Here is a 13,910-nt window from a genome sequence, read left to right as displayed (position 1 = left end):
CGACAGCGGCACAATGCTTGCCGCCCGACGCAGGAAAGAAGTCATCTCACGGGCACCGCGACACGCGACGCCCGATCATCCCCCCGCCGCCCGCACGTGATCGAGCAGCGCCTGCAACGGGTGGCGTACCTGCTTCGAAGACATCCGCTTCACCTGGCTGCGGCATGAATAGCCGGTCGCCAGCGCCTCGCCTTCCATATCCGCCGCATCGACCTGCACCGCCCACGACTGCGCATAGATCGTCTTCGACGTCTCGAGATTGCGCGCCTCGTGCCCGTAGGTGCCCGACATCCCGCAGCACCCGGTCGCCTGAACCTGCAAACGCAGCCCGCGTCGCGCGAACACCTGTGCCCATTGCTTGCCGCTGTCGGGCGCATTGGTCTTCTCGGTGCAGTGCGGCAGCAACCGGTAAGAACCGGCGATGCGCGGCGCGACGCCCGCGCCGGCTTCCGGCAGCGCGTGCAGCAGCCATTCCTGCGGCAGCGCCACTGTCGGTACGTCGGTGAGCCCCGTCACTTTCAGGTATTCCTGCCGATACGTGAGCGTCATCGCCGGATCGAGGCCGACCAGCGCGACACCCGAGCGCGCGAGTGCCGCCAGTTGCCCGGCATTGCGGATCGCCGCCTTCTCGAACGCCCGCAAAAAGCCTTGCACGTGCAGCGCCTTGCCGTTCGGTGCGAGCGGCGCGAGCCACACCTGAAAGCCCGTGCGCGCCGCCAGCTCGATCAGCGTCGCCAGCTGCTCGGTATCGAAATAGCGCGTGAACGTGTCCTGCACGATGACGACGCTGCGTGCGCGCTGCGCGTCGCTCAACGCGGCGAGCGCCTGCGGGTCGGCCGGCTTCACGCGCCATTCGCGGATCACGGCCGCGAGATCGAAGCGGCTCAAGAGCGGGCTGTCGACCATGCCGACGTGCCGCTCCAGCAGCGTGCGCACCCAGCCGGCGCGCATCAGCCCGTTGTACAGCGCGGGCACGCGTGCCATCCAAGGCATCGTGAATTCGAGCGAGCCGATCAGGTAGTCGCGCAGCGGCCGCAGGTAGCGCTGGTGATACAGCTCGAGAAAGCGCGAGCGGAATTCGGGCACGTTGACCTTGACCGGGCACTGCCCGGCGCACGATTTGCACGCGAGGCATCCGGCCATCGCGTCGTACACCTCGTGCGAAAAATCGGCCTCGCCGTTGCGCGCCGCGCGGCTGTTGCGCCAGCGCACGGCCAGCCCGCGCAGGAACGGCTGCCGCGCGCGCGCCGCCGCGACGACGTCGACGCCGGCCTGCCCTTGCAGGCGCAACCACTCGCGCATCAGCGACGCACGCCCCTTCGGCGATTGCACGCGTTCGCGGGTCGCCTTCCATGACGGGCACATCGCGTCGTCCGGATCGAAATTGTAGCACGCGCCGTTGCCGTTGCAGTGCATCGCGGTGCCGTAGCTCTGCCACACACGCTCGTCGATCTGCCGGTCGTGGTCGCCGCGCGTCGGCACTTCGTCGATCTTCAGCAGCCGCATCGTGTGATCCGGCGGCGTCGCGATCTTGCCCGGGTTGAACTGGTTGTGCGGATCGAACGCGGCCTTCAGTTGCTGCAGCGACGGATACAGCTCGCCGAAAAACGCCGGCGCATATTCGGAGCGCACGCCCTTGCCGTGCTCGCCCCACAACAGGCCGCCGTGGCGCTGCGTGAGCTCCGCCACCGCATCCGACACCGGCCGCACCAGCGCCGCCTGCTTCGGGTCCTTCATGTCGAGTGCCGGCCGCACGTGAAGCACGCCCGCATCGACGTGCCCGAACATCCCGTATTGCAGCCCGTGGCCGTCGAGCAGCGCGCGGAATTCGGCGATGTACGCGGGGAGGTTCTCGGGCGGCACCGCGGTGTCCTCGACGAACGGCTGCGGGCGCGCCTCGCCCTGCACGTTGCCGAGCAGGCCGACCGCGCGCTTGCGCATCGCGTACACGCGCTTCACCGCATCGTCGCCGGCCGCGAGCGTGTGACCCAGGCGCTCCACGCTGGTATCGGTGCGCAGATGGTCGACGAACGCACGCACGCGTGCGTCGACGTCGTCGGCATCGTCGCCGCTGAATTCGATCAGGTTGATGCCGAGCGTCGGACGCGCGTCATCCTGCGGGAAATACTCGGCGACGCTGCTCCACACGAAGTCCTTCATCGCCAGCATCAGCACCTTCGAATCGACCGTCTCGATCGACAGCGGCTGGTGCGCGAGCAGCGCGCGCGCGTCGCGCAGCGCGTCCATGAAGCCCGCATAGCGCACGTTGACCAGCACCGAAACCTTCGGGATCGGCAGCACGTTGACCTTCGCCTCGACGACGAAGCCGAGCGACCCTTCGGCACCGCACAGCACGCTGTTCAGGTTGAAGCGGCCGTCGGGTTCGCGCAGGTGCGCGAGGTCATAGCCGGTCAGGCAGCGATTGAGCTTCGGAAACTTCGCGTCGATCAGCGCCGCCTTGTCGTCACTGATGCGCCGCGCGGTGCGATACACCTTGCCGATGCGGTCCTGCCGCGCGCAGCGGTGTTCCAGCTCGTCGTCCGCGAGCGGGGCGCTGTGCAGCCGCTCGCCGCCCATCAGCACGAAATCCAGTTCCAGCACGTGATCGCGCGTCTTGCCGTACGTGCAGCTGCCCTGCCCGCTCGCGTCGGTGTTGATCATCCCGCCAACGGTCGCGCGATTCGACGTCGACAGTTCCGGCGCGAAAAACAGCCCGTGCGGCTTCAGCGCCGCATTGAGCTGGTCCTTGACGACGCCCGCCTGCACGCGCACCCAGCGGCGCTCAACGTCGATTTCGAGGATGCGGTTCATGTTGCGCGACAAGTCGACGACCACGCCGTCGGTCAGCGACTGCCCGTTGGTGCCCGTGCCGCCGCCGCGCGCGGCCACTGCGACGTCGCGATGCGCGGGCTCGGCGAGCAGCCGCGCCAGCAGCCGGACGTCGTCCGCATGCGCGGGACAGATCACCGCTTGCGGCAGGCGCTGGTAGATCGAATTGTCGGTGGCCTGCACCGTCCGGTTCGCATGGTCCGCGCGGATATCCCCGGCGAATCCGGCGGCCTGCAGCGCGGCGAGAAAGTCACGGTACGCATGCGCGGGCGGGCTGGCGGGGCGGGGCAACGAGGCGATCGACATGGGGCAAAGGCGCAGTGTGAGTGGGGCCGGCCGGTTCGCGTGTGCGGAAACATGATTTTTTAGCAAGTTTCCACACAACCGGGAATTCCAGTATCTTTGGAATTTCCGTGAGAAACAAACGAATTCTCCCCCGGCGAATATTGCATAAAACTCATGAATTACCGTCGCCTCACCCCGTCCATGTCGCTGCTGCTCGTGTTCGAGGCCGCCGCGCGGCATGAAAGCTACACGCGCGCGGCCGAGGAGTTGTCGCTGAGCCAGAGCGCGATCAGCCGGCAAGTCCAGACGCTCGAGGATCAACTCGGCGTGCCGCTGTTCCGGCGCGAGGGCCGCTCCGTGAAGCTGACCGAGGTCGGGCGCCGCTACTTCACCGAGCTGAGCGGCGCACTGGGGCGCATCCGCGGCGCGACGCTGCAGGCGATGTCCCACCAGGCGGGCGCCGGCACGCTGCGGCTCGCGACGCTGCCGACGTTCGGCTCGAAATGGCTGCTGCCGCACCTGCACGACTTCTACGCCGCGCATCCGGGCGTGACCGTGCACCTGCATTCGCGGATCGGCGCCATCGATTTCCTCAACGACGACCTCGATGCGGCCATCACCGTCGGCGCGGGCGACTGGCCGGGTTTGCACGCGCACCGGCTGTACAACGAGTTCCTGATCGCGATCGCACCGCCGGACACCGGCCGCCGCCGCAAGGCCGACGCGCATTCGCCGGCGTGGGCCGCGAAGCAGACGCTGCTCGGCGTGACGAGCAACCAGCAGGCGTGGGCCGAATGGTTTTCGCACTACCGGCTCGACCATCGGCAGATGCGCATCGGCCCGAGCTTCGAGCTGACGTCGCACCTGATCCAGGCCGTGCGGGCCGGGATGGGGATCGGGCTGGTGCCGAAGGTGCTGGTGGAGGACGAGCTGAGCCGCAACGAACTCGTGTCGATCGGCGACGCGATCACCAGCCAGCGCAGCTACTACCTCGTCTATCCGCCGGGGAACGAGACGCTGCCGTCGCTCGTCGCATTCCGCGAATGGCTGCTGAAGTCGTGCTGAAACACGGCCGCCGGCATGCCGCTCAGGTTCAGGTACGCCATTCGCCGAGAATCTGCTCGGCCAGGTAGTCGCATGGCGGCCGCGCGGACTGCGCGCTGCGCGCGAGCACGACCTCGAGTTCGCCCAGCGGCGGCAGCCCGTGGCTTTCCGACAGCTGCACGAGATGATCGGGAATGCAGCAGCGCGCCAGCGGCGCCACCGCGAGCCCGGCCTCCACCATGCTGAGGAGGCCGAGGTGGCTCGGGCTTTCGTACGACATCCGGTACGGGATCTTCCGCCGGTTCAGCGCCTTGACGGCCTGATCGCGCGCCATGCTGCCGCCGTGCGTGAAAAAGGCCACCGGCAGCGGCCGCTCCTCCCATACGTTGCGTTTCGGCGACCCGGCCCAGACGAGCGGTTCGAGCCGGATCAGCTCGCCGGTCACGCCCTTGATCCGCGTGAGGCACGCGAGGTCGACCGTGTTGTCCTTCAGCATCGGCACGAGCGCGCTGCTCGGCTGGCCGATCACGCGCACTTCCACGCGCGGATGCATCGCGGCGAACTTGCCGAGCACCTGCGGCAGAAGCGACGAAATGTAGTCGTCGGGCACGCCGATCGTCACGCGGCCGCGAATCTCCGGGCGCACGACCGACGCCCATGCCTCGTCGCGCAACGCCAGCATCCGGCGGCCGTATTCGGCGAGCATCGTGCCGTCGCCGGTCGGCGTCACGTTGCGCGTGTCGCGGATGAACAGCGGCTTGCCGAGCGCGTCTTCCAGCGCCTTGATCTGCATGCTCACCGCCGACGGCGACCGGTGCACGGCCTGCGCACCCTGAGCGAACGATCCGGATTCCGCGACGGCCACCACCATCGCGAGCACATCGAGGTCGAGCTTTTTCATCTTATTCAGAAAAACTGATCAATCGATTCAGTTTATCCCGTTTTACTGTTCCCCTCCACGGTCGGACAATGACTCCCGTCAGCCCTCACTCGTTGCAGGAATCATCAGACATGCATACGTCCGGATCGCTCTACGGATTTCTCGTCATCGGCGGCATGCTCGCGGTCACGCCCGGGCCAAACATGGTCTACGTGATGTCGCGCTCGATCGCGCAGGGCCGCACGGCGGGGCTCATTTCACTCGGCGGCGTGATGATCGGCTACCTGTTCTACATGTTCGGCGCGGCGTTCGGCATCACGACGCTGTTCATGAGCGTGCCCTATGCGGGCAGCGGGCTGGCCGTGGTCGGTGCGGCCTACCTGTTTTATCTGGCGTGGCAGGCCGTCAGGCCCGGCGGCCGTTCACCGTTCGAGGTGCAGGCATTGCCGAGCGAGCGGCCGCTTCGGCTGCTCGCGATGGGCGCGACGACCAGCGTGCTGAACCCGAAGCTCGCGATGCTGTTCATTTCGTTGCTGCCGCAGTTCATCGACTACCGGAACGGCAGTGTGCTCGGGCAATCGCTGTTTCTCGGTTCGCTGCTGATCACCGCATTCGCTTGCGCCAACGGCACGGTGGCGATCTGCTCCAGCAGCATCGCAAGGTTCCTGCACGGGCGCCCGACGCTGCTGCTCGCCCAGCGCTGGGCGATGGGGCTCATCCTCGGCGGGCTCGGCGTGCAGATGGTGGTCGATGCATCGAAGATGGCGGGCATGGCGTGACGTCCGCGCGCGAGGCCATGAAACGGAATCGGCCGGCCGGCAGCGTCGCCGGCCGGCCGGCACGCCGGGAACCTGCCGCAGACGCGGCACGTGCCACGCTCACTTCGTCAGCAGTTCGGCCTCCAGCTCGCGCAAGCGCTCCGGAAACCGGACGCGCAGCACCAGGAACCACCCGAGCCCGATCGTCAGCAGCGCGACGAACACGTAAGGCAGCCACGCATAAACGCCCTCCGGCACCGGATACACGCTGCCGGCCAGCGGAATCGCGAGCAGCACGACCGCAATGACGCTGATCGCCACATGCCGCGCGCGAAGCCGGCCCTGGCGACGCAGATACAGCGGCGCGCCGATCGCCACCAGCACGTACGCGAGCAGCCAGCCATACGTCGCGATCGAACTGAGATAGCCATACGAATCGAGTAGCGCGGTGCCGCGCGCGGTGAATACCAGCGCGGTGGCCAGCGCCAGCACCGCAATCAGCGCCACCGCGACGTGCGGCGTCGCATTGCGCTCGTGCGCCTGGCCCGTCGACGCATGCAGCACGCCCTGCCGCCCGAACGTATAGACGATCCGCGCCGCCGCGTTGATCGACGAGAAGAACGCCGCGAAGAAACTCAACGCCACGCCCGCGTCGATCAGCACGCCGACCCAGCCGGCCCCGAGCCGATGCGCGAGCACCGCGAGCGGGCCGTCGACCCGGTCGAGCGGCGGCGTCTGCCCGTGGAACGCGCTCACCATCCCGTACGCGCCGATCACGAACAGGATCGCCGGCCCGACGACGCTGATCAGCACCGCGCGCGGGATCGAGCGGAACGGGTCGCGCGCTTCGGCGCCGAGCACGGTCGCACTCTCGAACCCCGTGAAGCTGAAGAACGCGAGCACCATCCCGAGCTGCAGCTGGGTCGGCTTCACGCCTTCGAGCGTCAGTTGCGCGCGATCGACCGGATGCCCGCCGAACGCGATCGTCCCGATCACGACGACGGCGATCAGCAGCAGCGTCGCGAGTTCGACGAACAGCGTGAAGCGCGTGGACAGCCGGATGTCGCGAAACGCGATGTACCACGCGGCGAACGCGGTGACGACCGTGAGCCCGAGCACCGCGCCGACCGGCGTCGCGCTGCCGAGCAGCCCCGTTTCGCGGCCGAGCACGAGGAATGTATTGATCGTCCCCTGCAGGATGCCCGCGGCGGCCACCGCATAGGCAATCAGCAGCGACCACCCGCAGATCGCGCCCCAGACCGGCCCGATGCCGGCCGACACGTACGCATACAGTGCACCCGGCGACGCCGAATCGCGTGCGAACACCGAGATGCTCCACGACGCGAACAGCAGCGCGACGATCGCGAACAGGTACGCGAGCCACGTGCCGTTGCCGGCCGTCGCGAATACGGCGGGGATCAGCACGCCGATCCCGCCCGACACGCCGACGAGGCCGATCGACTGCGCGATCAGTTCGGGCAGGCTCAGGTAGTTGCGCCGCAGGCCGCCCGCCTGCGGCACGGCATGCTGCGCGGGCAGTGCCTGCGCGGGGCTTGCTGGATGACTCATCGATTGACCTCGTCAGGAATGGAGCGGCGCCACGTGCACGCTGTCCGCCTCGGTGGCGTTGGTGGCGTTGGTGGCGTTGGTGGCGTTGGTAGCGGCGGCCGGTGCGACAGCGCGAAAGCATGCGCCGCAGGCGTACACGCCAGGCACGCCGGCGATGCACCGGCCATCGAACAGCCCGCGCTCGAGCGTCGTAGCGAGCGCGGGCCGGTGGCGCAGATCGGTACGGCGATGCGATGGGTCGTCCGCGTGCCGCCGCAAGCCAGCGGACAGCTGGCCCGGACGGTCGATCGCAAAAGCGTTCAGCCTGATTTCCTCGCCCATGTTTCGTTGCGATCGAGATGCCGGCGCGAGCCGGTCAATTCCAGGAATGGCGCGCGGGCTTCACGCCGTTGAGGTAGTAGTTGCCGATCGCGTGATACTTCCAGCGCACCGGGTCGTGCAGCGTATGCACGCGCGCGTTGCGCCAGTGGCGGTCGAAGTTGTATTTCGCCAGCGTGGACTTGCTGCCGCCGAGCTCGAACAGCTTGCTCGCGGCAAGCAACGACACCTCGGTCGTCGCGATCTTCGCCTCGCCTACCGCAATCGCGGCCTGCGCGACCGTTTCCTCGCCCGGCTCGCGCTTCGCCGCGTCGACGAAGCGGCCCGCGCGCGCGAGCAGCGCTTCGGCCGCGTGCACGCGGTACGCGATGTCGCCGATCTGCGCGACCGTCAGCGGATCCTCGCTCGCGCGTTCGACACCGCTGTCGATCCACGGGCGCGCATGCTGCTGCACGAACGCGATCGTGTCCTGCAGCGCGGCGCGCGCGATCCCGAGGTCGATCGCGGCGGTCGTGATCTGCGCGAACGGGCCCGCGAAGGTCGGACGGTCGTATGAACGCTGTGTGTGGAAGATTTCGAACGGGCTCACGCGCACGTTCTCGACGAGCACCGTGCCGCTCGCGGTCGTGCGCTGCCCGAAACCGCTCCAGTCATCCACGACGGTCAGCCCCGGCGCGCCCTGCCGCACGAAGGCGAGCACGGCCTGGTCCGACTCGTCGAGCGCGAGTACCGGAATCCAGTGCGCGAACAGCGTGCCGGTCGAATAGAACTTGCGGCCGTTCAGCACGAACGCGTCGCCGTCACGATGCACGCGCGTCCGGATATCGAGCACGTTCTTGCCGCCGGCTTCGGAAAACGCATTCCCGTAGCGTGTGCCCTTCAGCACGAGATCGAAGAAGAAGTGCTTCTGCGCATCGCTGCCTTCGAGGCGGATGTCTTCGATCAGGCAATAGTGGTTCTGCGGGATCTGGCCGAGCGACGGGTCCGCCTCGGAAACGATCGCGATCACTTCCGCGAGCGTCACGTTCGACACTTCCGCGCCTCCGTATTCGCGCGGCACGGTGATACCCCACAGGCCGCTCGACGAGAAGAGTTCGATCTCGTCGAACGGCAGCTTCCGCTCGCGGTCGCGTAACGCGGCGTGCTCGGCCAGTCGCGCCGCGACCTGGCGCGCGACGTCGAGTGCCTCGGCATCCGAGCCGATGACGGGAACGGGCGTGGCGCCCGCTTGCGATTGCACGTTTTCTTCGATGATTTCCGTAGACATGTCGATTCCGGCAAAGCTCATGAACCGGCCGGCGGCGCCGGGAAGCATCCGCCGACCTCCTGTTTCGATATCCGAAACGTCAACCCGGGGCGACCCGCAAAAACCGCGGGGGTCGCCCCTTCGATCGGCCGGCGCGCGGCACGCGCGAGTGCCCGCCGCGCACCGGCCCTCGCATCACGCGGCAACCGCCTGCCGTTGAGCCTCGAGTTCGCGCACGAGCGGCAGCACGCGCTTGCCGAAGTACTCGACCTCCTCGATGAAATGCAGGAACCCCGCAAGCACGAGATCGACGCCGATCGCCTTCAGCGCGACGATCCGCTCGGCGATCTGCTGCGGCGTACCGATCAGGTTCGTGCGGAAGCCGTCGTTGTACTGCACGAGATCCTCGAACGTCGATTTCGCCCAGTTGCCTTCGCCCTCCGGCGATGCGCTGCCGGCCTGCTTCACCGCATCGCCGAACGCATGCACGGCCTCGACGTGCGCATGCCGGATGATGTCGTCGAGCACGGCCTTCGCCTCTTCCTCCGTATCGCGCGCGATCACGAACGCGTTGACGCCGATGCGTACGCGATGGTTGTTCGCCGCCGCCTTCGCGCGGATGTCGTCGATCTGTGCCTTCAGGTTCTCCGGCGTATTGCCGTTCGTGAAGTACCAGTCCGACACGCTCGCCGCGTTGTCGCGCGCCGCGCGCGAGCTGCCGCCCTGGAAGATCTCCGGATGCGGTTTCTGCACCGGCTTCGGGCTCAGCGTGTAGTCGTTGAAGCGGTAGAAATCGCCCTTGAACGTGAAGTTGTCCTGCGTCCAGATGCCTTTCAGCGCCTGGATGAATTCCTTCGAGCGCCGATAGCGTTCGTCGTGCTCTAGCCACGGCTCGCCGATCGCGGTGAATTCGCCCTTGAACCAGCCGCTCACGACGTTGATCGCGATGCGCCCGTTCGAGATGTGGTCGATCGTCGCGAGCTGCTTCGCGACCACGGCCGGATGCCACGGCCCGGGCAGGATCGCGGCGAGCACCTTGAGCTTCGTCGTCGCATGCAGCAGCGCCTGGCTGAACGACACCGACTCGTGCTGGTATTCGGCGCCGTAGCCGGCCGTGAAGCGGATCTGGCTCAGCGCGTAGTCGAAGCCGGCTGCCTCGGCCGTGCGCGCGAGCTGCTGGTTGTATTCGAGGCTCCAGTCGGTGCGCTGCTCGATCGTGCTGACGACGAGGCCGCCGCTGACGTTCGGCACCCAGTAGGCGAACTTGACGCCGTCGGCGGAAGGATCGGTATGGCTCATGAGTGTGTCCTGGTCGGGAGGGAAAACGCAGGCGGCCTACGCAGCCGCGACGGAAAGCGCATGCGGGCGCAGTTGCGGCACCGCGCGATCGACGGCGAGCGCAATGCGCGCGCGCAGCGCGGGGCTCGCGATCTGGTACTGGTCGAAATCGCTTTCGGACGCATACACGCCGATCGGCAGCGTGCGTGCCTGGAAGAAGCTGAACAGCGGCCGGAGCTGATGGTCGATCACGAGCGCATGACGCTCGCTGCCGCCGGTGGCCGCGAGCAGCACCGGTACGTCGACCAGCGCCTCGTGATGCACGAGATCGAACAGGTGCTTGAAGAGGCCCGTGTACGACGCGCGATACACGGGACTCGCGACGACCAGCGCATCGGCCGTCTCGATTGCACGGATCTGCGCATCGAGATCGGCCGGCACCTGCGCGCGCGTCAGCGCGCCGGCCAGCCGGCCGCCGATCTCGCCGAGCTCGATCAGCCTCGTATCGATCGGCAACGCGGCGCCGAGCGCCGCGACGATCGCGTCGGTCAGCGCCAGCGTACGCGACGGCCGTTGCAGGCCGCCCGATATCGCGACCACGTTGATTGCATTGCTCATCGGTTGCATTCCCATTGTCGAGTCGGGTGCCGACGCACCCGTCACGTCATGGATCAGCAAGGAGCGTGCCATTTCGACGATCGCGATGAAAAACAATCGTCTGCATGACGAAATGCATCGCGATCGACGGCCTGTCATGGCGCCCCAACCGATCGCGATACGTTGATAAGCGTGCCAGCCACCGCATCACAACCATATTCCGCAGCACGATGAACCGGGGGAAACAGCACTGCTGATGCGCTGCTGCGTGGTCAGCAGTGCCGTGTGCGTCGCACGCAATTTTCCGCTTCGACATGGATTCCGGCAGGTGCGCGGCGTCCGCCGGCATGCATTGGCCTCCGCCTTCCGCATTCATGCGCCGGCGCGACGCGTCGCATCCTTGCGATAGCGCCGGCATGGCTGCTTCATCGTCATCTTGCGTGCCACCAGGCGCTGCGCCGCGAGTTCGAATCGCGGGTGGCTGCGTCCAGCGCAGCAATCCCGCATTGGTAATCAGAAATCGATGTTTCCCGCGTTGCGCAAAACGTTGAACACTCTGCTGATCACGCAGCACCCGGTCAGCAGCGCCCGATGCAGCCTGACCGGTTTCGTGCAGCGACCCGACGCATTGATCGCCATGACATCCATTTCCGTATCGCCCCGCGCGGAAAGCCTGCGCGCCGTCCCGCGACGAACCGGCCCCTCCCGACGCCCTGCAAACCGCCGAGCGCCTGGCGGCCGGCTTTGCACGAACCGCGGCCGAACGCGACCAGCAGGGCGGCACGCCGAAGGCCGAGCGCGACCAGTTGCGCGACAGCGGCCTGCTCGCGCTGAGCATCCCGGCTGCCTACGGCGGCCTCGGCGCGAGCTGGCGCACGACGCTCGACGTCGTCCGCGTGCTCGCCGCTGCCGACAGTTCGCTCGCGCACGTGTTCGGCTTCCATCACCTGATGCTCGCGACCGTGCGGCTGTTCGGCGCGCCGGCGCAGTGGGAATCGTGGTTCGAGCGAACCGCGCGCCAGCAGTGGTTCTGGGGCAATGCGCTGAATCCGCTCGACGAGCGCACGGTCAGCCGCTCGCGCGACGCATGGCACGAGTTCAGCGGCCAGAAGAGCTTTTGTTCGGGGGCGCTCGATTCGCAAATGCTGATCGCGTCCGCGCACGACGCCGGGACACGCGCGTTCCTGATCGCGGCCGTGCCGACGCAGCGCAGCGGCATCTCGATCGCCGACGACTGGAACAACATCGGCCAGCGCCAGACCGACAGCGGCACGGTCACGTTCGAGAAAGTGCGGGTCGAAGCGCACGAACTGCTGACGGACCCCGGCCCGCTGTCGACGCCGTTCGCGTGCCTGCGCCCGCTCGTCGCGCAGCTCGTGCTGACGAACGTGTATCTCGGCATCGCCGAAGCCGCGTTCAACGATGCGCGGCACTACACGCTGCACGAGGCGCGGCCGTGGCCCGGCGCGCAGGTCGCGAGCACCGGCGACGATCCGTACATCCTCGGCCAGTACGGCGAGTTCTGGATCGGGCTCGAAGCCGCGCGCGTGCTCGCCGACCGCGCGGCCGACCGCCTCGACGCCGCGTGGTCGCGCGATGCGGCACTCACGCTTGCGGAGCGCGGCGAGGTCGCGCTCGCCACGGCCGCGGCAAAGGTATCGGCCGCCCGCACCGGGCTCGATCTCTGCACACGCATGTTCGACGTCGCCGGTGCGCGCGCGACGCATGGCGCGCTGCGGCTCGACCGGCACTGGCGCAACCTGCGCACCCATACGCTCCACGACCCGCTCGCGTACAAGATTCGCGAGATCGGCGAATGGGCATTGAAGCGAACCTGGCCGACGCCGGGCTTCTACTCGTGAACCGCTCCCCATCCGATGCGTGGCCCGACGCCGCGCCCGTCCTCACGCTGCCCGACCGGCCCGCGCTTGCGACATCCATTCGTGCCCGCGCGCAGGTGTTCGTCGATCCGCGCTCGGTCGCGCTCCTCGAACGGATTCGCCTGGTCGCGCCGAGCGACGCGAACGTGCTGATCGTCGGCGAGACCGGCACCGGCAAGGAACTGATCGCGCGGCATGTGCACGGCCTGAGTCGCCGCAACAACGGGCCGTTCGTCGCGGTGAACTGCGGCGCCTTCTCCGAAACGCTCGTCGAAAGCGAACTGTTCGGCCACGAGAAAGGCGCGTTTACGGGCGCGTTCAGCGCGAAGCCCGGCTGGTTCGAAGCCGCGAACGGCGGCACACTGTTTCTCGACGAGATCGGCGACCTGCCGCTGTCGATGCAGGTCAAGCTGCTGCGCGTGCTGCAGGAGCGCGAGGTCGTGCGGCTCGGGTCGCGCACGAGCGTGCCGATCGACGTGCGCGTGGTCGCCGCGACCAACGTGGATCTGCAGCAGGCCGTCGCGAACGGACAGTTTCGCGGCGACCTGTTCTACCGGCTCAACGTCGTGCAGCTCGCGGTGCCGACGTTGCGCGAGCGCCCGGGCGACATCCTGCCGCTCGCGCGCCACTTCTTCGACGACTACCGCAGCCGCCTCGGCTACGGGCCGCGCAGCATCGACCCGCGCGCCGCGCGCCGGCTCGAGGCACACGGCTGGCCCGGCAATATCCGCGAACTCGAAAACGTGATCCATCACGCGCTCCTCGTGAGCCGCCACGACGCACTGCAGGAGGCCGACCTGCACCTCGCGTCACCGGGCATGCCGGCGGCCGCCGGGCGTACGCCCGTGCCGGAACCCGACCCGGCCGCCGGCGCGCAGGCTGCGCTCGAACGCGCGCTGCGCGAACTGTTCGACGAGGATCACGGCAACCTGTTCGAACGCATCGAGGACACCGTGATGCGCGTCGCGTTCGAGTTCAGCCACCGTAACCAGATCCAGGCCGCACGGCTGCTCGGCATCAGCCGCAACGTGCTGCGTGCGCGGCTGATTCGGGCGAAGGAGATCGCGGCAATGAAGTAGCCGCGCATGGGGGCGCGCCGCCGCCCCGCTCCGGCGTGTTTCGCGCCGCGATCCGTGCAGCAACGTTCGAACCTGATGTATCGTGGCGCGAAGCGCGCGCCTTGTTCCCCTCCCGCACCCGGTCGTCCATGACATGACCGCCTGCAC

Annotated in this window: 12 protein-coding genes; 4 read left to right on the top strand and 8 right to left on the bottom strand. The window is 67.8% G+C overall.

Features of this window, described 5'->3' with window-relative positions:
* Positions 1–75 precede the first annotated feature (75 nt).
* Positions 76–3,135: a D-2-hydroxyglutarate dehydrogenase YdiJ gene (gene ydiJ / locus ACPTTF_RS33440; protein ID WP_423371929.1), complete on the bottom strand. Its 3,060-nt coding sequence runs from the start codon at positions 3,133–3,135 to the stop codon at positions 76–78.
* A 153-nt stretch (positions 3,136–3,288) separates the two neighbouring features.
* Between ydiJ and ACPTTF_RS33435 the strand changes: the two genes are divergently transcribed.
* Positions 3,289–4,179: a LysR substrate-binding domain-containing protein gene (locus ACPTTF_RS33435; RefSeq protein WP_166966178.1), complete on the top strand. Its 891-nt coding sequence runs from the start codon at positions 3,289–3,291 to the stop codon at positions 4,177–4,179.
* A 28-nt stretch (positions 4,180–4,207) separates the two neighbouring features.
* Here ACPTTF_RS33435 and ACPTTF_RS33430 read toward each other — a convergent pair whose 3' ends face one another.
* Positions 4,208–5,059, bottom strand: coding sequence for a LysR substrate-binding domain-containing protein (locus ACPTTF_RS33430; protein ID WP_423371928.1), 852 nt, complete (start codon positions 5,057–5,059; stop codon positions 4,208–4,210).
* Positions 5,060–5,169: 110 nt separating this feature from the next.
* Between ACPTTF_RS33430 and ACPTTF_RS33425 the strand changes: the two genes are divergently transcribed.
* Positions 5,170–5,817 (top strand): LysE family translocator, encoded by a 648-nt coding sequence (locus ACPTTF_RS33425; protein WP_166966182.1) that lies wholly within the window; start codon positions 5,170–5,172, stop codon positions 5,815–5,817.
* Between the two features lie 99 nt (positions 5,818–5,916).
* Here ACPTTF_RS33425 and ACPTTF_RS33420 read toward each other — a convergent pair whose 3' ends face one another.
* The 6 genes from ACPTTF_RS33420 to ACPTTF_RS33395 all read right to left on the bottom strand — a co-directional run bounded on the left by ACPTTF_RS33420 (position 5,917) and on the right by ACPTTF_RS33395 (position 11,642).
* The gene (locus ACPTTF_RS33420) at positions 5,917–7,365 is read right to left on the bottom strand and encodes an APC family permease (protein ID WP_423371927.1); all 1,449 of its coding nucleotides are present in this window, start codon (positions 7,363–7,365) and stop codon (positions 5,917–5,919) included.
* Positions 7,366–7,377: 12 nt separating this feature from the next.
* Positions 7,378–7,686 carry a hypothetical protein gene (locus ACPTTF_RS33415; protein ID WP_423371926.1) on the bottom strand — a complete coding sequence of 103 codons (309 nt, stop codon included), beginning with the start codon at positions 7,684–7,686 and terminating at the stop codon, positions 7,378–7,380.
* Between the two features lie 34 nt (positions 7,687–7,720).
* On the bottom strand, positions 7,721–8,950 hold the full coding sequence (locus ACPTTF_RS33410; protein ID WP_423371925.1) for an SfnB family sulfur acquisition oxidoreductase: 1,230 nt from the start codon (positions 8,948–8,950) through the stop codon (positions 7,721–7,723).
* A 174-nt stretch (positions 8,951–9,124) separates the two neighbouring features.
* The gene (sfnG, locus tag ACPTTF_RS33405; RefSeq protein ID WP_423371924.1) at positions 9,125–10,228 is read right to left on the bottom strand and encodes a dimethylsulfone monooxygenase SfnG; all 1,104 of its coding nucleotides are present in this window, start codon (positions 10,226–10,228) and stop codon (positions 9,125–9,127) included.
* A gap of 36 nt (positions 10,229–10,264) precedes the next feature.
* Complete coding sequence (msuE, locus tag ACPTTF_RS33400) at positions 10,265–10,825, bottom strand: FMN reductase (RefSeq protein ID WP_423371923.1); 561 nt, start codon at positions 10,823–10,825, stop codon at positions 10,265–10,267.
* Positions 10,826–10,871: 46 nt separating this feature from the next.
* Positions 10,872–11,642, bottom strand: coding sequence for a hypothetical protein (locus tag ACPTTF_RS33395; protein ID WP_423371922.1), 771 nt, complete (start codon positions 11,640–11,642; stop codon positions 10,872–10,874).
* Here ACPTTF_RS33395 and ACPTTF_RS33390 point away from each other — a divergent pair.
* Positions 11,536–12,666 (top strand): acyl-CoA dehydrogenase family protein, encoded by a 1,131-nt coding sequence (locus tag ACPTTF_RS33390; protein WP_423372604.1) that lies wholly within the window; start codon positions 11,536–11,538, stop codon positions 12,664–12,666. The two genes, ACPTTF_RS33395 and ACPTTF_RS33390, sit on opposite strands and share 107 nt — an antisense overlap.
* Positions 12,621–13,763, top strand: coding sequence for a sigma-54 interaction domain-containing protein (locus ACPTTF_RS33385; RefSeq protein ID WP_423371921.1), 1,143 nt, complete (start codon positions 12,621–12,623; stop codon positions 13,761–13,763). The genes ACPTTF_RS33390 and ACPTTF_RS33385 overlap by 46 nt, the downstream gene beginning before the upstream one ends.
* Positions 13,764–13,910 lie beyond the last annotated feature (147 nt).

Source organism: Burkholderia crassaminum, from assembly GCF_964265005.1.
In the GTDB taxonomy this organism is placed as follows: domain Bacteria; phylum Pseudomonadota; class Gammaproteobacteria; order Burkholderiales; family Burkholderiaceae; genus Burkholderia.
The sequence above is the reverse complement of the archived record's forward strand: the minus strand, read 5'-3'. Positions and strand labels throughout refer to the sequence as shown.

Coding starts and splice junctions, on each gene's coding strand:
- ACPTTF_RS33385 (WP_423371921.1), top strand. CDS start 12,621: ATGGGCATTGAAGCGAACCTGGCCGACGCCGGGCTTCTACTCGTGAAC.
- ydiJ (WP_423371929.1), bottom strand. CDS start 3,135: ATGTCGATCGCCTCGTTGCCCCGCCCCGCCAGCCCGCCCGCGCATGCG.
- ACPTTF_RS33425 (WP_166966182.1), top strand. CDS start 5,170: ATGCATACGTCCGGATCGCTCTACGGATTTCTCGTCATCGGCGGCATG.
- ACPTTF_RS33395 (WP_423371922.1), bottom strand. CDS start 11,642: ATGCTCAGCGCGAGCAGGCCGCTGTCGCGCAACTGGTCGCGCTCGGCC.
- ACPTTF_RS33430 (WP_423371928.1), bottom strand. CDS start 5,059: ATGAAAAAGCTCGACCTCGATGTGCTCGCGATGGTGGTGGCCGTCGCG.
- msuE (WP_423371923.1), bottom strand. CDS start 10,825: ATGAGCAATGCAATCAACGTGGTCGCGATATCGGGCGGCCTGCAACGG.
- ACPTTF_RS33420 (WP_423371927.1), bottom strand. CDS start 7,365: ATGAGTCATCCAGCAAGCCCCGCGCAGGCACTGCCCGCGCAGCATGCC.
- ACPTTF_RS33410 (WP_423371925.1), bottom strand. CDS start 8,950: ATGTCTACGGAAATCATCGAAGAAAACGTGCAATCGCAAGCGGGCGCC.
- sfnG (WP_423371924.1), bottom strand. CDS start 10,228: ATGAGCCATACCGATCCTTCCGCCGACGGCGTCAAGTTCGCCTACTGG.
- ACPTTF_RS33415 (WP_423371926.1), bottom strand. CDS start 7,686: ATGGGCGAGGAAATCAGGCTGAACGCTTTTGCGATCGACCGTCCGGGC.
- ACPTTF_RS33435 (WP_166966178.1), top strand. CDS start 3,289: ATGAATTACCGTCGCCTCACCCCGTCCATGTCGCTGCTGCTCGTGTTC.